Consider the following 18232-nt stretch of genomic DNA (forward strand, 5'->3'; position numbering starts at 1 on the left):
GCCAGCCCGATCAGCGCGCCAGATCGGCCACCACGGCATCAAGCACGATCATGCCGGCGGGCGTGACCCGCAGGCGTGAATTGCCGAGCGGCTCGACCAGGCCTTCATTCTGAAGCATGGCAATGCGGTCAGGCTGAAGGCCACGGCCGGCAAGCATTTCATAGCGGGCCAGATCCAGGCCTTCGCGAAGGCGCAGGCCCATCAGCAGCATTTCGTCGGCTTCCTGGTCGCGGGTCAGAACCTCGCCATCGGCGATGCCGTGGCCTTGCGCTTCCACTTGCGCCAGCCAGCTTTCCGGCCCGCGAGCGGCCATGGTGACGACGCGCCGGCCATTCTCGACAAAGCGGCCGTGGGCGCCGGGGCCGGCGCCGGCATATTCGCCATAGCGCCAATAGGTCAGGTTGTGCCGGCTCGCCGCGCCCGGCGCGGCGTGATTGGAAATCTCGTAGGCAGGCAGGCCATGCGTCTGCGTCACGTCCTGCGTCAATTCGTACAGTGCCGCGCCCATGTCCGAGTCGGGCGGATTGATCTTGCCGGCGGCATGGAGCGCGAAGAAGGGCGTGCCTTCCTCGATGGTCAACTGGTAGAGCGAGAGATGATCGGCGGCATGGGCGATGGCCGATTCCAGTTCTGCCTTCCATCCTGCAAGCGTCTGGCCCGGACGGGCATAGATCAGGTCGAAGGACAGGCGCGGAAAGGTGCGCCGCGCCAGCTCGATGGCCTGCAATGCCTCGCCTGCGTCATGCAGGCGGCCGAGGAATTTCAGATCCGCATCATTCAGCGCCTGCACGCCCAGCGACAGGCGATTGACCCCTGCCGCCCGGTAGCCGGCAAAACGGCCGGCATCGGCGCTTTGCGGATTGGCCTCCATGGTGATCTCGATGCCGTCCGGCACGGTCCACAGTTCCGCGACGGCTTCCAGGATCGCCCCCACCGTTTCGGGCTTCATCAGCGAAGGCGTGCCGCCGCCGATGAAGATGGAACTGACCTCTTTGGGCCCTGTACGGCTGCGCATGGTCGCCAGTTCGCGGCGGAAGGCGGCGGCGAAGCGTGCCTGGTCCACGGGCTTGTGCCGAACGTGGGAATTGAAGTCGCAATAGGGGCACTTGGCCGCGCAGAACGGCCAATGGACATAGACGCCGAAACCCGGCGTACCGTCGTCGCGGTTGGGGTTCATTCAGCGCCCAGTTTCTCGCGGGCGAAGAGCGCGAAGGCACGGGCGCGGTGCGACAGGCCGAGATCGCCACGGCCGGCCTCCCAGCCGTGTTTCTCGGTGGCGGGCATTTCACCGAACGTCCTCTCGTGGCCTTCCGGTCGGAAAACCGGATCGTAGCCGAAACCCTGCTCACCGCGGGGCGGCCAGACCAGCGTGCCCTCCACCTCGCCGCGAAAGAACTCGGTATGGCCATCCGGCCAGGCCAGGCAGAGCACGGCAACGAAGCGGCCGGTGCGCCTGTCCTCGCTCACCGCGCCGGCGGCCTGCATGCGCTCCTCGACATTACGCATGGCCATGGCGAAATCGCGGCTGCCGTCGGCCTTCTGCGCCCAGTCGGCGGTATAAACGCCGGGTTGGCCATCGAGCGCATCGACGCAGAGGCCGGAATCGTCCGACAGGGCCGGCATGCCCGTTGCCCTGGCTGCGGCCAGCGCCTTGATGGCGGCATTTTCCTCAAACGTGGTGCCCGTCTCCTCCGGTTCGGGCAGGCCCAGTTCACCGGCCGATTTCGCCGCGAATCCGAACGGGCCGATCAGATCGCGGATCTCGGCCAGCTTGCCGGCATTGTGGGTGGCGACGACAATCTCGCGGTTTTGCAGCGGACGGGCAGTTGCGGTGCTCATTCAAGACCCCAGATGGAAGGTTCGGCGAATTCGATGGAATTGCCCGCCGGATCGCGGAAGTAGATGGAACGGGCGCCGTTCGGCCAGCGGAAATCCGCTTCGATGCCGATGCCGTGGTCTTGCAGATGTGCCCGCCAGGCCTCGATCTCGTCGCCGGACGCCCGGAAGCAGACATGGCCCGGACCATGGGCGCCATGGGGCGGCACGGGCATGGCGGGATCTGAGGGCGGCAATGCCGTGGCATCCGGGTTGAAGACCAGAAGGACGCCGTCGCCGCAGCGGAAGAATACGTGGCGGCCATCCACCTTGAGAATGCGCTCAAGGCCGATCACGTCGCGCCAGAAGGCCTCGGCGGCGTCGAGGTCGCCGGCATAGATCGCCGTTTCGAGGATGCCCCTGGCCTGCATCGTTCAGCCGATCGCCATTTTCTGAAGGTCCACGAGCCTGTTGATGCCCTTTCTGGCAAGGCCCATCAACTGGTTGAATTCCTCTTCGGAAAAGGCCTCGCCCTCGGCCGTGCCCTGGATCTCGACGATGCCGCCCTTGCCGGTCATGACGAAATTGGCATCGGCCTGCGCCGAGGAATCCTCGATGTAGTCGAGGTCAAGCACCGGCGCACCGTTGTATAGGCCGCAGGAAATGGCCGCGACATGATCCTTCAGCACGTCGGCCGTGCGGATCATGGAGCGAGCCTCCATCCAGCTCAGGCAATCGTGCAAGGCCACGAAACCGCCGGTGATGGAGGCGGTGCGGGTGCCGCCATCCGCCTGGATGACATCGCAATCCACCGTGATCTGGCGTTCGCCGAGCGCGTCGAGATTGACCACGGTACGCAACGACCGGCCGATCAGGCGCTGGATCTCCAGCGTGCGGCCACCCTGCTTGCCGGCCGAGGCCTCGCGGCGCATGCGGTCGCCGGTGGCGCGCGGCAGCATGCCATATTCCGCCGTCACCCAGCCGCGTCCGGTATTGCGCATCCAGCCGGGCACCCGCTCTTCAAGACTGGCTGTGCACAGGACATGGGTATCGCCGAACTTCACCAGGCACGAGCCCTCGGCATGTTTGGAGACTCCGCGCTCGAACAGGACGGGGCGCATTTCGTCAAGCTGGCGTTTCGAAGGACGCATGGAAAACCTCGGGGAATGGCTTGGTCGGATCTGGCTCGCCTTCTAACCGTCCGCCGCAGCGCTGGCAAACATTGAGTTCGCCGGACTTCCGATTATATAGTTCCGGTTATGGCAAAGGTTGACCCATGACACAGCACGTGACGGACAACGCCCTGCAAATGTTGGATGCGCGGGCGCGCGACATCTTCCGGCTGATCGTCGACAGCTATCTGAAGGACGGCGAACCTGTCGGATCGCGCAACCTCTCGCGCCTGCTGCCACAATCGCTTTCGCCCGCCACCATCCGCAATGTCATGTCGGATCTGGAACATTTGGGCCTGGTCTACTCGCCCCATGTCTCCGCCGGCAGGCTGCCGACGCAGGCCGGCCTGCGTTTCTTCGTCGATGCGTTCATGGAAGTTGGCGCGCTTTCGGAAGACGAGCGGCGCATGATCGACGCGCAGGTGACGGCCTCCGGCGCCGGGCATACACTGGAACACATGCTGACGGAAGCCAGCCAGATGCTGTCCGGCCTGACGCGCGGCGCCGGGCTGGTGCTGGCGGCCAAGAGCGAGGCGCCGCTCAAGCATATCGAGTTCATCCAGCTTGAACCGGGCAAGGCGCTGGCCGTGCTGGTTTCGCAATCCGGCGATGTGGAAAACCGGATCCTGGAGCTGCCTGCCGGCGTGACGCAAAGCCAGCTGGTCGAGGCCTCCAACTTCCTCAACGCCAATATTCGCGGCCGCACTTTGCCCGAGGCGCGCGGCGAGATCGCCCGCGTGATGGAGAAGACCCGGCAGGCGCTCGATTCGCTGTCGGCCGACCTGGTCGAGCGCGGCATTGCGGTTTGGTCCGACGACGGATCGGGCATGCCGGCCCGGCTGATCGTGCGCGGCCGCGCCAACCTGCTGGAGAACATTTCCGCCCAGGCGGAACTCGACCTCCTGCGCCATCTGTTCGACGACCTTGAAACCAAGGAAGCGCTGGTGCAATTGCTCGACATGGCGGAGGAAGGCTCCGGCGTGCGCATCTTCATCGGTTCGGAGAACAAGCTTTTCTCGCTGTCCGGCTCGTCGCTGGTGGTCGCGCCCTATCGCGATGCGGAATCGCGCGTCGTCGGCGCGCTGGGCGTGATCGGCCCGACGCGGCTGAACTACGCGCGCATTGTTCCCGTGGTCGATTATACCGCCCAGGTGATCAGCCGGATGATCCGCTGAGCGACATCAGGGACGGCCTGCGTCTTGATTTTTCACTGCCAAAGCTCGATATGCGGCGCAACGCAAGACAAAAGCCCTGAAGAAACAGGACAATCGACATGACCCAAGGCTCCAAGGAGACCGGAATGGCCAATGAACACGCCATGACCGACGAAAACCCGGAGATGGAAACCCAGGCAATGGCGGAAGAGACGGTGCAAACCGATCCGTTTGCCGCGCTGGAAGCAGAAAACGCGGAATTGCGCGACCGGCTGCTGCGCGTGGCCGCCGAAATGGAAAATCTCCGCAAGCGCTCGCAGCGGGACGTGGCCGATGCGCGCTCCTATGCCATCGCCAATTTCGCCCGCGACATGCTCGGCGTCGCCGACAACCTGTCCCGCGCCATCGAGGCGCTGCCGGAGCATGCCCGCCGGTCCGAGGACAAGGGCTTCATCGCCCTCATCGAAGGCGTCGAGATGACCGCCCGCGACATGGGCGGCGCGCTGGAACGCCATGGTGTGAAGAAGCTTGACCCCGACGGCGAGCGCTTCGACCCGAACTACCATCAGGCCATGTTCGAGGTGCCCAACCCGGAGGTTCCGCACCAGACGGTGGTGCAGGTCGTGCAGGCCGGCTACGTCATTGGCGACCGGGTGCTGCGTCCGGCCATGGTGGGCGTCTCGACCGGCGGGCCGAAGGGCCAGCAGCAGACGGCCGAGCCCGGCCCGGTCAATCCGCAGGCCGAACGCGACGCCTGAGCCGGAACGGACATTCTCCGATGCAGGCCGGCGGCTGCCGCGATGGCCGTCAGGCGCATCCGCCACATGCTCCGGAAGATCGTGCGAAAGGCTGTCCGCGGCAGGCTTTCGCTCAGGTCTGGTAACAAGATCTCTGGCTTCCGCCGGAGGTTTTTTGTTTCGGCAGGTCGGATTTTGGAAACCCGTGCATTTTCAGGCCGGCTCTCTGCGCATTTGGCTGCGTGCGCCGCCAGGGACATGGCGCCAGGCTGCTTGTCGTCCGGCTCGGAAAGCAAAAAACCCCATCGAAGGATCGACGGGGTTTATCAGCATTCCGGAGCCGGCATGGGCCGGAGCTTGTGTCCGGACGTGCCGAGAATTTGGTGCCCAGGAGAGGACTCGAACCTCCACGCCTCGCGGCACACGGACCTGAACCGTGCGCGTCTACCAATTCCGCCACCTGGGCAGGTGCCGCGCCGATGTAGGCGGATTGACCGCCGGTGTCAACGCGGTTTGAAGGAAATTATTTCGCCAGCACCGTTTTTTCCGTGACCAGCGTATCGGACCCCAATTCGTAGATCATCGGTTCGCCGGTTGCGATCTCGAAACCGACGATTTCGTCCTTGCCGAGCCGTTCCAGAACCATGCAGATGGAGCGCAGCGAATTGCCATGCGCGGCGACCAGAACGGTCTTGCCCTGCATGACGGCGGGCAGGATGTCGGTGACGAAATAGGGCAGGGTGCGGGCCAGCGTGTCCTTCAGGCTTTCGCCTCCGGGCGGCGGTACATCGTAGGAGCGGCGCCAGACATGAACCTGTTCCTCGCCCCATTTGGCGCGCGCATCGTCCTTGTTGAGGCCGGAAAGATCGCCATAGTCGCGCTCGTTCAAGGCCTCGTCGCGCTTCGTCTCCAGGTCTTCCTGGCCCAGTTCCGCCAGCATCAGCTTGAGCGTGTTCTGCGCACGGCACAAATGCGAGGTGAAGGCGATGTCGAAGGTCAGGCCGCGCGCCTTCAGCGCCTTGCCGGCCGCCTTGGCCTCTTCAATGCCCTTGTCGGTCAGGTCGGGATCCTTCCAGCCGGTAAAGAGGTTCTTCAGGTTCCATTCGCTCTGTCCGTGACGGACGAGAACCAGCGTGCCAGCCATGTCTGCAAATCTCCTGTGTGATGTTTCCCCCGCTCAGCCGTCGGAAAGGCCGAGCACGTCGAGCATGGAATAGAGCCCCGGCTTGCGCCCATGCGCCCACAGCGCGGCCTTCACGGCCCCGCGCGCGAAGATGGAACGGTCTTCGGCATGGTGCGACAGGGTGATCCGTTCGCCCGGACCGGCGAGAATCACCGAATGGTCGCCCACGACCGAGCCGCCGCGCAGCGTGGCAAAGCCGATCGTCCCTGCCTCCCGCGGCCCCGTATGGCCGTCGCGCACGCGCACCGAGTGGCCGGCGAGCGCGATGTCGCGGCCCTCTGCCGCCGCCTCGCCCAGCAGCAGGGCGGTGCCCGAGGGCGCATCGACCTTGTGCCGGTGATGCATTTCCAGCACCTCGATGTCGAAATCCGCCGAATCGAGCGCCTTGGCCGCCTGTCGCACAAGCACCGCGAGCAGGTTGACGCCAAGGCTCATGTTGCCTGACTTGACGATGGTGGCATGGCGCGCGGCCGCCGCGATCTTCGCCTCGTCTTCCGGCCCGCAGCCGGTGGTTCCGATCACATGCGCGATCCGTGCCTGCGCGGCATAGCCGGCCAGTTCGGCGGAGACGGCTGGCGTCGTGAAATCCAGAACGCCATCGGCTGCGGCCATGGCTGCCAGCGGATCGGCGTTGATCGCGATACCCGAATGGCCGGCGCCCGCCAGCTCGCCCGCATCCTTGCCGATATGCGGCGAATCGGCCCGCTCGATGGCCGCGTGGAGTACCGCGCCCCGGGTTTCGGCCACCGCGCGGATGAGCGCCTGCCCCATGCGGCCGCCTGCGCCGGCGACGACCAGTTTCATGTCCTTCATCGCTTTCCTCCCTCCGCCTCGCCGGTTCCGGCCTCGTCGATGTCGAGATCGACCGGCTTGGCCATTTGCGCGTCGTGAAAACGCTTGTAAAGCCCGCCCTCGCGCCGAACCAGTTCGTCATGGGTGCCTTCTTCGACAACCACGCCCTGATCCATGACAACGATGCGGTCGGCATTGACGACGGTGGAAAGCCGGTGCGCGATGACGATGGTGGTGCGTCCCTTCATCACCTCTTCCAGCGCCAGTTGCACCTTCTTTTCCGATTCGTTGTCCAGAGCGGAGGTTGCCTCGTCGAGCAGCAGGATCGGCGCATTGCGCACGATTGCCCGGGCGATGGAGAGCCGCTGGCGCTGCCCCCCTGAAAGCGTGGAGCCGCTTTCGCCCACCGGCGTGTCATAGCCCTGCGGCTGGGCGAGGATGAAGTCCTCCGCATGGGCCGCGCGCGCCGCCGCTTCGATCTCCCCATCCGTCGCGTCGGCGCGCCCGTAGCGGATGTTGTCGCGAATCGTACCCTCGAAAAGGTAGGGTTGCTGCGAGACATAGGCGATGGCCTGGCGCAGCGAGGACTTCGTGACGGCCGCGATGTCCTGCCCGTCGATCAGCACACGGCCTTCTTCCGGGTCCCAGAACCGCTGCACGAGCGCGATCAGCGTGGTCTTGCCGGCGCCCGAACTGCCGACAATGGCCGTGGTCTCCCCCGCCTTGGCGGTCAGGTCGATGCTCCGGATCACCGGCACGTCCGGACCATAGCCGAAGGTCACGTTCTCGAAGCGGATTTCGCCCCTGCCGACGGCGAGCGCCACCGCGTCCGCCCGATCGGGCTGGTGCGGTTCCAGGTCGATGATCTCGTAGATCATGCGCGCATTGACCAGCGCGCGCTCCAGCCCCACCTGCACCCGCGCAAGCCGGCGCGCCGGATCGTAGGCCAGCATCATGGCCGTGACGAAGGCCACCATGGAGCCCGGTAGTTCGCCCGTGTCGAGCGTGCGGAAACCGGTATAGGCGATCGCCAGCGAAACCAGGATTCCGGCCAGGATCTCGGCAACCGGGGAAACGCGTTCGGAAACCTCGGCGATCCGGTTGGAGCGATGCTCGGATTGCTGGATGAGCTCGGAAAGCTTGGCCCGCAACTGCTCTTCCATCGTGAAGGCCTTGACGATGGAAATGCCCTGCACCGCCTCCTGCATGGCGCCGAGCAGGCGCGAATTGATTTCGACCGACTGGCGGGTCACGCGCCGGAGTTTCTTCATCAGGTAGTTGACGCCGAATCCCAGGGGCGGACCGATCACGAAGATGACCGACGAGAGCAGCGGATCCTGGTAGAACATCACGGCGACAAGGCCGATCAGCGTCATTGCGTCGCGGGCCAGCGATGTCAGCGTGATCGTCATCAGATCGCGCACGCCGGTCGTGTTCTGGTTCACCTGTGCGACGAGCTGGCCGGAGCGCTGGCTGGCAAAGAAGCCCATGCCAAGCGCCATCAGCTTGTCGAAGATGCGGTCCTGGTAGCGTGCGATGATGTTGTTGCCGACCCGCGCCAGAAGCACTGCGGCGCCGTAGGAGGCAAGCCCGCGAATGAGGAACGCGGTGAAGATCGAGGCCGACAGCAGCGCGATCAGGTCCTTCCGGTCCTGGTAGAAGATCTTGTCCACCACGTCGCGGATGATCCAGGCCAGATAGGCCGTTGCGCCCGCGACCATGACGAGGCAGGCGACGGCGACGATGTAGGAGCCGAGATAGGCCCGCCCGTTCTCGCTCAGGACCCGGCGGATGACCGCGATCACGTCATCGGCGTTGAGCCGCTGTTGCGGTGAGTTCTGCTTCGCCATGCCTGCCGCGCGACCCTTTCAAGCTGCCGGCTCCCGCGCCGGCGCGCCTTCATACCCGCAAGCGGCCGTCAAGACCAGACCTGCTCAGCGTAGCGGGCGCGGCGAGGGCACCGGTGCGGCCGGGCCGGTGGGCAGGGGCGCAAGGCTGCGGGCAAGCGACGGCAGGCCGCTGCTCGCGCCCGCCATGGCCACGCTGCCGGTGCCGGTCACCGTGACGGCTGCTTCCGAGACCGGCGAGGGTGCGGCCAGCACCGCCCGGCAGGCTGCCGGCAGGTTTGCCATGGTCATGATGTCGCGCGCCTTCGGCTTCTTTTTCGCGCCCGGCTTGGCCGGCCGCCAGGGCTCGTCGGTGAACCACCAGGCAAGCGATTTGTCGCAACCGTCCGTGCGCGGCGGCGCGGCCTGCGGCTTGCAGCCCGGCGACCCGGCGGGGCAGCCGATCCGGACATGGAAATGGTAGTGGTGCCCCCAGAACGGCCGGATCTTCGAAAGCCACGCGCGGTTGCCTGTTACCGTGTCGCAAAGCTTTTTCTTGATGCCGGGATGGACCAGAATGCGCTCCACCTCCGGATAGCTGGCGGCCCGGCGCAGGATTGCCTCATGCGCGCGGGTCCACTTGCTGTCGTCGACATGGAGCGAATCACCCTTGAGCATCGAGACCGCGCTGACCTTTTCGCGTTCCTGCCTGGAAAGCCTCCTGTCCGGCATGGGCGTGAACCAGATGTCGGTATCCAGCCCGATCTGGTGCGACGCGTGGCCCGACAGCATCGGCCCGCCGCGCGGCTGCGAGATGTCGCCGACCAGCAAGCCGTTCCAGCCGTCGGCATGGCCCTCGCGCGACAGCTTTTCCAGGAGCGCGATCATGTCGGGATGGCCCCAGCGGCGGTTGCGTGAAAGCCGCATGGCCTGCCAGTGCGGCCCGTCTGCGGCAATGGCCACGCCGCCCGAAAAGCAGCCCTTGGAATAGAAACCGTACGCTGCCGGCTCCGTGGCCGCTGGCAGCGCCTTGTTGCCGAACAGGGTTTTTGCCAGCGGCTCGGCCCTGGCGGCGGTTGTCGCCATGCAGGCAATCGCGAGGCAGGCGGCAAGTCTGAAAACGGTTCTGGTCATCATGGGGCATCCCGGCCGGTTTGGCGTTCATACCAGACTTGGGGCGCGATGGTTAACGCTTCCTTGCCGTTCCTGCCATTCGCGCGAAAGTGATCGCAAGCCTATCACGATCCGCTTCCACGACGAAGTCGCGCGCTTCAGCCGCGCCAGCTCCCGTCCGCCCACATCGCATCCAGCGCGGCGCGGTAATCGGGATAGGCAAGCTCGAAGCCCATGCCTTTCAGCTTCGCATTGGAAACGCGCTTGTTCTCGCCATAGAAGGAGCGCGCCATGGGGGTAAGCTGCGCTGTCTCGAAATCCTGTTCCGGCGGGGGCGTCACGCCCATCAGGCCGCAGGCATGGGTGATCACGTCCTGCGGCGGTGCCGGCATGTCATCGGTGACGTTGAAGATACCGCCGGCCCTGTTGCGCGCCAGGAACAGCGCGGCCCGTCCGATATCGTCCACATGCACCCGGTTGAACACCTGGCCGGGCTTGACCAGCCGGCGCGCCTTGCCCTCGGCCACGGTCGCCAAAGCATTGCGCCCCGGCCCGTAAATGCCGGGCAGACGCATGATCGAGACGGGTATGCCGGTGCGCGCGCCGAAGGCACGCCATTGTTCCTCCGCCTTCAGCCGCCGATGGGATCGCGCCGCTGATGGCCGGCATTGCGCCGTCTCGTCGATCCACGCGCCGCCATGGTCGCCATAGACACCGACGGTCGACAGGTAGCCCACCCAGGAAAGCGCCGGCATGTGTTCTTCGAGCAGCTTGCCGGCCGTCCGCAGCACCGGGCAGCCGTCCTCGTCCGGGGGGATCGTGACGGCCACATGCGTCATGTATTCCAGCGGCAGCAGGCCCACATCGTCTGCCGAACCGGCAAAGACATAGGGTTCGACATGTGCTGCTTCGAGATCGGGGAAATTGTCTTCAGAGCGTGTCGTGCCGACGATCCAGCGTGCGCCGCCCGCGAAGGCACGGGCAATCGCCTTGCCGGAATAGCCGGCGCCGAACAGGAAAAGCCGCATTACCCTTCGCCCTCCATCGCGAGCGCCCATTCCGCCCGCACGTCTTCATCCGTGTCCCCGGCCAGCCTTTCGGCCATCGCCTGAAGCCGGTCCCGCCCGCCAAGCCGGGCGAGTGCCCAGATCGCCATGGCGCGCACCTGCGCCGCATCGTTGTGAAGCAGTTTCTCCACGGCAGGCACGAGCGAGGCATCGCCGCTGTTCCCGGCGGCAATCAGCACGTTTCGGATGAAACGGTTGCGTCCGATGCGCTTGACCGGTGACCCGGAAAACATGGACCGGAAGGCGGCGTCGTCAAGCGTCAGCAGGTCGGCAAGGCGTGGCGCGGTCAGGTCTTCGCGCGCCTTCAGTTTCGCCTCATGCGCGGCGCGGGCAAACTTGTTCCACGGGCACACCGCCAGGCAGTCGTCGCAGCCGTAGATGCGGTTGCCCATGGCAGGGCGCAGCGCCCGCGGAATTGCGCCCTTGTGCTCGATGGTCAGATAGGAGATGCAGCGCCGTGCATCCAGCTGGTAGGGCGCGGGAAAGGCATCCGTCGGGCAGATGTCCAGGCAGGCCCGGCAGGAGCCGCAATGATCGGCCTCCGGCGTGTCATGTTCCAGGTCGGCCGTCGTGAAGATGGAGCCGAGAAACAGCCAGGAGCCGAAGGCGCGGCTGACGAGATTGGTATGCTTACCCTGCCAGCCAAGGCCGGCAGCCTCCGCCAGCGGTTTTTCCATCACCGGCGCGGTGTCGACGAACACCTTGACGTCCGATCCGGCCCGCGCGGCCAGCTTGCCGGCGATCGTCTTCAGACGGCCCTTGATGATGTCGTGATAGTCCCGGTTCTGCGCATAGACCGAGATCGCGGCGCGGTCCCGTTGCGATAGCACGGCCAGCGGATCGTGCTCCGGCCCGTAATTCATGGCCAGCACGATGACCGAGCGCACATCGGGCCACAGCGCCCTGGGCGCGGCGCGACGTTCGGCGGTCTCCGCCATCCAGGCCATCGAGCCGTGGCGGCCCTCCTCCAGCCACGCGTCGAGCCGCGCTCCCGCCTGGGGAATGCTGTCGGGCGCGGTGATCGCGACAGCGTCGAAACCGGCGGCCAGCGCCTCGCGGCGGATGAAGGCGGTCAGCCGGACGGCGGCGTCGCGCTGGTCACGCGTCATCAGAAATCCGGATCAGGGTAATGCGACACCGGAGGCAGGCCCTGCACCCGCTCGGCGAGCAGCGGCCGGAAGGCCGGGCGCGATTTCAGCCGCGCATACCAGTCGCGGGCCGCCGGATAGTCGTTCCATTCGATCTCGCCGAGATAGTCGAGGATGGACAGCGCCGCGCCGGCGGCCATGTCGGCATAGGTGATCGACGGTCCCGCCAGCCAGTTGCGGTTGCCGGCCAGCCAATTGGTGTACTTCATGTGCTGGCGCACATTGGCGCGCGCCGCGCGCAGCGCCGCCGCCTCCGGTGATCCGCCGCCCCGGTCGGCCGGCATCATCGGCTTGAACACGCGTTCGCGCACCATATGGCGGGTGACCTCCGCCTCGCACTTGACGAGATACCAGTCGCACACGCGGCGGATTTCGGCCCGCTCGAACGGGTCATCCGCGAACAGTCGCCTGCCGCGCATCAGGGCCCCGCGGGTTTCGTCCAGATATTCCGAAATCACCATGGCGCCGGGAATGGGCGCGTCATGCTCGGCCAGCAGCAGCGGCAGCGTGCCTGCGGGATCGAGTTGCAGGAATTCCTTGCGCCTTACCCACGGCTTTTCCTCGATCAGTGAAATCTCCTCGCCATATTCGCCCAGAATCAGTCGGACATACCGGCAGCCGGCGATCATGGAATGGTGGAAGAGGGTCAGCATTCAGGCTCCGGAGGCTCTGGCATTGCTCTGCGTTCGGCGATAAGGCTCGTCTCCGCCGCACGATTCGCGATACGATCTGTGAACCGTTTCCGGGTATAGGGGCTGCACGGGCGGCTGACAAGCGAGCCGGTCCGCCGCCAAGGATCGCAAGACGGAGACCTCCACCATGGCCGACCAGACAATCGCCGATGCTCTCGCACTCGGCCTGCTGGAGGGACTGACCGAGTTCATTCCGGTCTCGTCGACCGGCCATATCCTTCTGGCCGGCCACTTCCTGGGCTTCGAATCGACCGGCAAGGCCTTCGAGGTGCTGATCCAGCTTGGCGCCATCCTGGCCATCCTGTCGGTCTATTTCGCCCGGCTCTGGACGATGCTGAAAAATCTGCCGCGCGACCGCGCCACGCAGCATTTCGTGGCCGGCATCCTGATCGCCTTCCTGCCCGCAGCTGTCATCGGGGCGCTGGCGCATGACTTCATCAAGACAGTGCTGTTCGAATCGCCCATGCTGATCTGCACCACGCTCATCATCGGTGGCGTCATCCTGCTCTGGGTCGACCGCTGGGCGCTGACGCCGAAATACACCGACGTGATGGACTACCCGCTGCATGTGTGCCTGGCCATCGGCCTGTTCCAGTGCCTGGCCATGATTCCGGGTACGTCGCGCTCCGGATCGACCATTGTCGGCGCGCTGCTGCTGGGCGCGGACAAGCGCTCGGCGGCGGAATTCTCCTTCTTCCTTGCCATGCCGACCATGGTCGGCGCCTTCGCCTATGATCTCTACAAGAACCGCGACATTCTCACCATGGCCGACCTGCCGATCATCACCGTCGGCTTCGTTTCCGCCTTTTTCGTCGCCGTTGTCGTGGTCCGCTACCTGCTCGACTACGTGTCGAAGCACGGCTATGCGCTGTTCGGCTGGTGGCGCCTCATCGTTGGCGGCGTCGGCATGGCTGCCTTGCTGGTCTGGGGCTGACGCGCCAGGCGCCAAGCCGCTTCGTCATGCCAGCCAGGCCAGGGCGCCGCGGCGGACCATGTCGATGGCCAGCAGCGTCAGCAGGATGCGGAAGCCCTTGCGAAAAAGCGCCTCGGGCATTTTCTCCAGCAGCGTTGTGCCCCAAAGGGTGCCGGCATAGCCCGTGACGATCATCGCCGCGATCAGCGGCACCCATGCGGCGAAGACGAAGCCGAGCGCCCCGAACACCGCGATCTTGAGTGCATGCAGCACGCTCATCAGCAAGGCATGCGTTGCCACAAGGGCCTTGCGGTCGGAGGGCAGGATTTTCGACAGGAACGCCGCCATCATGGGGCCGGTCGCGCCGACCAGCATGGTCACGAAACCCAGAACCCCGCCGCCCGCGGCCAGCCCGGCGCCCGACAACCGGTCGAAACCGGGGATCTTCGCCCAGGTGACGGCGATGATGAAAAGCCCCAGCGTCAGCTTCATGGCCGCATCGGGAATTTCCGTCACGAAATAGCCCCCGCCCAGCGACCCCAGGATCGCGCCGGCAAGAAACGGCAGGAGGATGGCAGTGTTGACATGGGCGCGCTGCCGCCAGGCCCGGCCCGTGTTCGAGCCGAGCTGTACCGCGCCATGGACGGGGATGAGCGCGGCGACGGGAATCATCACCCCCATCAGCGCCAGCATGAACAGCCCGCCGCCGACACCGAAGGCAGCCGTCAGGGCGGACGTGAAGAAGCTGGCGGCGACCAGCAGCAGCGCCGCCCCGCCCGAAAGCGTCTCGGGAAGGAGGGAAACGAGTCCGTCCAAGCCCTATGCCGCGCCCTTGCGGGTGAACTGTCCGGCCGGACGGTAACGCCACAGATAGCCCGGAAGGATGGCATCGGCGGCACGCGGCTCGATGCCGAAAGCCTGCAGCGTACGGCCTTCCGACCTGGCCGCTTCCGAAACCACGTTGTCGGCCTTGAGCATTTCCACCTGGTCGACGGTCAGCATCGGGTTCGGAAGCAGGCCGAGCAGCTTGCCCTGCAGGCGGGCCGCGAACCACGGAACCGAGATGAAGGCGCGCTTGCGATCGATGGCGGAGAGCATTTCCTCCATGCATTCGCGGAACGTCATCACTTCAGGTCCGCCAAGCTCGTAGATGCGCCCGCCTTCGACCTTGCCTTCCACCGTCCGCGCGATGGCTTCCGCGACGTCGCCGACGAAGACCGGCTGGAACTTCGTCTCGCCCCCGCCGATCAGCGGCAGGAAGGGCGAGAAGCGCGACATTTCGGCGAACCGGTTGAAGAAATCGTCCTCGGGTCCGAACACGATGGACGGGCGAAGGATGACGGCATCGGGCACCGTTTCAAGCACGGCCTTCTCGCCGGCTGCCTTGGTGCGGGCATAGGCGGCGGGCGAATTCTCGTCCGCGCCGATGGCCGAGACATGCGTCAGGCTCGCACCGATGGCGCGCGCGGCTTCCGCTACGGCGCGTGCGCCGAAGGCCTGCACCGACTGGAACGTCTGCTTGCCGCCTTCATGCAGGATGCCGACGAGATTGATGACATGGTCCGAGCCCTGGATCACCCGGTCGATGGAGGCACGGTTGCGCAGGTTGGCCTGCACCGCCTGGATCTGCCCGACATTTCCCAGTGGCTGCAAATGGCCGGCCAGGTTCGGCCGGCGGCAGGCCACGCGGATGCGATAGCCGCGCTTGGCCAGCGCGCGCACGGTATGCCTGCCGACAAAACCGGATCCGCCGAAAATGGTGACGAGTTTCGGGGTGGGGGTGATCTGGGTCATGACCTGTCCGTCTGGCTCGAAACGCGGGCGGGCGGGGCCGGTGCGGCCGCGTCCTTTTCCCGCTGTTTAGCCCTTTTTGCCCGGCAGGCAAAGCCGCAATTCGGCCAATTTGTGCGGCGCGGCAGGTTGTCAGGTGCCGCTGCCGTCGCTTTCGGGAAACCGGTGGCGCGTCCGGTTCGCAATCGCGACAAGCGACAGCATGACAGGGACCTCCACGAGGACGCCGACGACGGTTGCCAGTGCCGCCCCCGATGACAGTCCGAACACGGCGATCGCCACAGCCACGGCCAGCTCGAAGAAGTTCGATGTGCCGATCAGTGCGCAGGGCGCGGCAATCCGGAACGGCACCTTCCACAGGTAGGCGCCCGCATAGGCCATGGCGAAGATCGCGTAGGACTGGACAACCAGCGGTATTGCAATCAGCACGATGAGCATGGGCTGGGCGATGATGGTTTCACCCTGGAAGCCGAACAGCAGGACCACGGTTGCCAGAAGGCCGATCACGGACCAGGGCTTCAGGTGGCCGACGAAGCGGTCGAGCGCCTCCGGCCCGGTTCGCAGCAGGTGGCGCCGGGTCAGGATGCCTGCTGCCAGCGGAATCACCACGTAGAGGACGACGGAGAGGACCAGCGTATCCCAGGGAATCGGTATCGCGGTGACGCCAAGCAGAAAGGCAACGATCGGTGCATAGGCGAAGATCATGATGATATCGTTCACCGTCACCTGGACCAGTGTGTAGTTCGGATCGCCGTTGGTGAGCCTGGACCAGACGAAGACCATGGCCGTGCATGGCGCCGCGCCGAGCAGGATCAGTCCGGCAATGTACTGGTCCGCCGCAGATCCATCGATCAGCCCGGCATACACCCCCTTGAAGAAGGCAATGCCGAGGAAGGCCATGGTGAATGGCTTGATGAGCCAGTTGACGAGGAGCGTTATCACCAGCCCCTTGGGCTGTTCGGCCACGCGCAGCAGGCTGGATGGCTCCACGCCGATCATCATCGGGTAGATCATGGCCCAGATCAGCACCGCGACGGGCAGGTTGATATGCGCATATTCCAGCCGCACCAGAAACTGGAACAGGTCCGGCGCCATCTCGCCAAGGGCAATGCCGCCGCCGATGGCAAGCGCGATCCACAGCGACAGGTTGCGTTCGAAGAAGGGCATGGCGCGCGACGGTGCCGCCTGGCTTGAATCTGTCATGATCTGGTTTCTCCAGCCGGGGTGGGGAAGAATAGGTTGAATTGCGAGCGAATGGTCAGCCCTCCCCGCCGGCGCGCGCCAGGGCGGTCGCGCCGTCCATCGCGCCGATCCGCGCCAGCGCGGCGGAAAGATCGCCTGCGGTCATGGTTTCGACGGGCAGCGCGGCCAGCGCCGCAACCCGCGCTTCCAGCAGGTCGTAGGCCTCACGGAAGGCGGCCAGTTGCGCTTCCTCCGTCTCGCCCTTGCCGGCGGGGTCGGGAATGCCCCAATGCGCCTTGACCGGTGCGCCGGGCCATAGCGGACAGGATTCGCCGGCTGCCGAATCGCAGACCGTGATCACGATGTCCATTCGCGGCGCGTCCGCCCCGGCGAATTCGTCCCAGCTCTTCGAGCGGAAGCCGGACACGTCGTAGCCGAGGCTTTCCAGCAGCTTCAGACCGGCCGGATTGGGAATCCCGCGCGGCTGCGAACCGGCCGAATGGGCCTGGAAGCGGCCCTTTCCGAGCCGCTGGATCAGGGCTTCGCCGAGGATCGAGCGGGCGGAATTGGCCGTGCACAGGATGAGAATGTTGATCGGGCTGGATGTCACGTCATTTGCTCCGGGCAGCCGCAGGTCACGGCTTCGATGACAGGCGCGCAAAGCTCCGGCGCCCCGTTGCAGCAATCTTCCATCAGGAAGGCGAGCAGGTCGCGCATGCCGGTGAAATCGGCGCGATAGACGATGGTCCGCCCATGCCGCTCGGCGCGCACGAGCCCGGCCTGGGCAAGAACCTTGAGATTCGTCGAAAGCGTGTTGGGCAGGGCATCGAGGTGCCGCGCGATATCGCCCGCCGAAAGCCCGTCGCTGCCGGATTTCACCAGCAGCCGGAACACGTCGAGACGCATGTCCTGCGACAGGGCGGATAGCGCGGAGAGGGCGTCTGACTTGTCCATTATTCGAAGATTCCAGAAATTTCGAAATGTTATAGCCGCCATGCACCGTTGCGGCAAGGGCGTGGCCGGGAAAATGATCCGCCTACGCATGCACGCCGGCCCGGTTCACACCTGGGTCGTCAAACATTTCGTGACCGACTGTTTACGTCCCCGGCTGAAACCTTGGCCCCGGCGCCCCCGTTTCTTCCCTGTATCCGGCTCGAACGGGCCGGTGAAGAAATCGAATAACCAGCAGAACAGGAGTCGAATGATGAAACGCTTGATTCTGGCAGCCTTTGCCGCGTCCGCCGCCTTTTCGCCCGTCGCCTTTGCGCAGGAGCCCCCGCAGCTCTATGGCGACTATTCGAGCGCCGTTCAGGAGCGCTACAACAAGGGTCCTGCAGAACGCCAGTATGACTACGGCACGATTTACGAGCCCATGCCGCTCGACACCATGCCGACAGCGTCCATTCCGGATGATGACGACGACAGGATGCTGGGCAGCGGAACGGATACCGAGTTGAACTACGGTCCCAATGTCCGTGAAAGGGATGTCGGAGGCCGCTAGGGAAGAGCGGCCGGACCGATCCGGCGGGAAATGCAGAAGGCTGTCCGCGAAAGCGGGCAGCTTTTTTTGTCATCGCCCTGTCGCATGCGGCTGCTGGACTCCGGGCCGATTCACACGCACACTTCTACGCCGGCAAAAGACAGGTG

20 protein-coding genes and 1 tRNA gene are annotated in these 18232 nt (G+C 65.4%); 4 read left to right on the top strand and 17 right to left on the bottom strand.

Annotated features, from left to right (window positions below):
- Positions 1-10: 10 nt before the first annotated feature.
- From hemW to rph, 4 genes are read right to left on the bottom strand one after another with little or no spacing between them, the layout of a single operon-like run.
- Positions 11-1177: a radical SAM family heme chaperone HemW gene (gene hemW / locus R3D65_RS07475; protein WP_371274592.1), complete on the bottom strand. Its 1167-nt coding sequence runs from the start codon at positions 1175-1177 to the stop codon at positions 11-13.
- Positions 1174-1839 carry an RdgB/HAM1 family non-canonical purine NTP pyrophosphatase gene (gene rdgB, locus R3D65_RS07480; RefSeq protein ID WP_371274593.1) on the bottom strand — a complete coding sequence of 222 codons (666 nt, stop codon included), beginning with the start codon at positions 1837-1839 and terminating at the stop codon, positions 1174-1176. Before rdgB ends, hemW begins: the two co-directional genes overlap by 4 nt.
- Positions 1836-2246, bottom strand: coding sequence for a VOC family protein (locus R3D65_RS07485; protein ID WP_371274594.1), 411 nt, complete (start codon positions 2244-2246; stop codon positions 1836-1838). The genes rdgB and R3D65_RS07485 overlap by 4 nt, the downstream gene beginning before the upstream one ends.
- Before the next feature lie 3 nt (positions 2247-2249).
- Complete coding sequence (rph, locus tag R3D65_RS07490; protein WP_371274595.1) at positions 2250-2966, bottom strand: ribonuclease PH; 717 nt, start codon at positions 2964-2966, stop codon at positions 2250-2252.
- Between the two features lie 125 nt (positions 2967-3091).
- Between rph and hrcA the strand changes: the two genes are divergently transcribed.
- Positions 3092-4162, top strand: coding sequence for a heat-inducible transcriptional repressor HrcA (hrcA, locus tag R3D65_RS07495; protein WP_371274596.1), 1071 nt, complete (start codon positions 3092-3094; stop codon positions 4160-4162).
- Positions 4163-4260: 98 nt separating this feature from the next.
- Positions 4261-4899 carry a nucleotide exchange factor GrpE gene (grpE, locus tag R3D65_RS07500; protein ID WP_371274597.1) on the top strand — a complete coding sequence of 213 codons (639 nt, stop codon included), beginning with the start codon at positions 4261-4263 and terminating at the stop codon, positions 4897-4899.
- 360 nt (positions 4900-5259) lie between these two features.
- Here the strand turns inward: grpE and R3D65_RS07505 are convergent.
- The 8 genes from R3D65_RS07505 to R3D65_RS07540 form a co-directional block, all read right to left on the bottom strand.
- Positions 5260-5344: transfer RNA gene (locus tag R3D65_RS07505), tRNA-Leu, on the bottom strand.
- Positions 5345-5401: 57 nt separating this feature from the next.
- Positions 5402-6022, bottom strand: coding sequence for a 2,3-bisphosphoglycerate-dependent phosphoglycerate mutase (locus R3D65_RS07510; protein ID WP_371274598.1), 621 nt, complete (start codon positions 6020-6022; stop codon positions 5402-5404).
- A gap of 33 nt (positions 6023-6055) precedes the next feature.
- Positions 6056-6874 (bottom strand): 4-hydroxy-tetrahydrodipicolinate reductase, encoded by an 819-nt coding sequence (gene dapB / locus R3D65_RS07515; protein WP_371274599.1) that lies wholly within the window; start codon positions 6872-6874, stop codon positions 6056-6058.
- Positions 6871-8703, bottom strand: a complete 1833-nt coding sequence (locus R3D65_RS07520) for an ABC transporter ATP-binding protein (RefSeq protein ID WP_371274600.1) — start codon at positions 8701-8703, stop codon at positions 6871-6873. The genes dapB and R3D65_RS07520 overlap by 4 nt, the downstream gene beginning before the upstream one ends.
- A gap of 84 nt (positions 8704-8787) precedes the next feature.
- The gene (mepA, locus tag R3D65_RS07525) at positions 8788-9813 is read right to left on the bottom strand and encodes a penicillin-insensitive murein endopeptidase (protein WP_371275006.1); all 1026 of its coding nucleotides are present in this window, start codon (positions 9811-9813) and stop codon (positions 8788-8790) included.
- A 137-nt stretch (positions 9814-9950) separates the two neighbouring features.
- The gene (locus tag R3D65_RS07530; RefSeq protein ID WP_371274601.1) at positions 9951-10820 is read right to left on the bottom strand and encodes an SDR family oxidoreductase; all 870 of its coding nucleotides are present in this window, start codon (positions 10818-10820) and stop codon (positions 9951-9953) included.
- Complete coding sequence (gene queG / locus R3D65_RS07535; RefSeq protein ID WP_371274602.1) at positions 10820-11968, bottom strand: tRNA epoxyqueuosine(34) reductase QueG; 1149 nt, start codon at positions 11966-11968, stop codon at positions 10820-10822. Before queG ends, R3D65_RS07530 begins: the two co-directional genes overlap by 1 nt.
- The gene (locus R3D65_RS07540; protein WP_371274603.1) at positions 11968-12660 is read right to left on the bottom strand and encodes a glutathione S-transferase family protein; all 693 of its coding nucleotides are present in this window, start codon (positions 12658-12660) and stop codon (positions 11968-11970) included. The genes queG and R3D65_RS07540 overlap by 1 nt, the downstream gene beginning before the upstream one ends.
- A gap of 166 nt (positions 12661-12826) precedes the next feature.
- On the opposite strand from R3D65_RS07540, the gene R3D65_RS07545 reads away from it, so the two are divergent.
- Positions 12827-13633 (top strand): undecaprenyl-diphosphate phosphatase, encoded by an 807-nt coding sequence (locus tag R3D65_RS07545; protein ID WP_371274604.1) that lies wholly within the window; start codon positions 12827-12829, stop codon positions 13631-13633.
- A 24-nt stretch (positions 13634-13657) separates the two neighbouring features.
- On the opposite strand, the gene R3D65_RS07550 is transcribed toward R3D65_RS07545, so the two are convergent.
- From R3D65_RS07550 to R3D65_RS07570, 5 genes are all read right to left on the bottom strand, one after another.
- A complete protein-coding gene (locus R3D65_RS07550; RefSeq protein ID WP_371274605.1) occupies positions 13658-14428 on the bottom strand; it encodes a sulfite exporter TauE/SafE family protein in 771 nt (256 codons plus the stop codon).
- A 3-nt stretch (positions 14429-14431) separates the two neighbouring features.
- Positions 14432-15406: a complex I NDUFA9 subunit family protein gene (locus R3D65_RS07555; protein WP_371274606.1), complete on the bottom strand. Its 975-nt coding sequence runs from the start codon at positions 15404-15406 to the stop codon at positions 14432-14434.
- A 129-nt stretch (positions 15407-15535) separates the two neighbouring features.
- On the bottom strand, positions 15536-16606 hold the full coding sequence (gene arsB, locus R3D65_RS07560) for an ACR3 family arsenite efflux transporter (RefSeq protein WP_371274607.1): 1071 nt from the start codon (positions 16604-16606) through the stop codon (positions 15536-15538).
- Positions 16607-16661: 55 nt separating this feature from the next.
- Complete coding sequence (locus R3D65_RS07565; RefSeq protein WP_371274608.1) at positions 16662-17195, bottom strand: arsenate reductase ArsC; 534 nt, start codon at positions 17193-17195, stop codon at positions 16662-16664.
- Positions 17192-17539 carry an ArsR/SmtB family transcription factor gene (locus R3D65_RS07570; RefSeq protein ID WP_371274609.1) on the bottom strand — a complete coding sequence of 116 codons (348 nt, stop codon included), beginning with the start codon at positions 17537-17539 and terminating at the stop codon, positions 17192-17194. The genes R3D65_RS07565 and R3D65_RS07570 overlap by 4 nt, the downstream gene beginning before the upstream one ends.
- Positions 17540-17789: 250 nt before the next feature.
- Between R3D65_RS07570 and R3D65_RS07575 the strand changes: the two genes are divergently transcribed.
- A complete protein-coding gene (locus R3D65_RS07575) occupies positions 17790-18086 on the top strand; it encodes a hypothetical protein (protein WP_371274610.1) in 297 nt (98 codons plus the stop codon).
- Positions 18087-18232 lie beyond the last annotated feature (146 nt).

It is taken from the genome of Zhengella sp., assembly GCF_041397485.1.
Taxonomy (GTDB): Bacteria; Pseudomonadota; Alphaproteobacteria; order Rhizobiales; family Rhizobiaceae; genus Zhengella.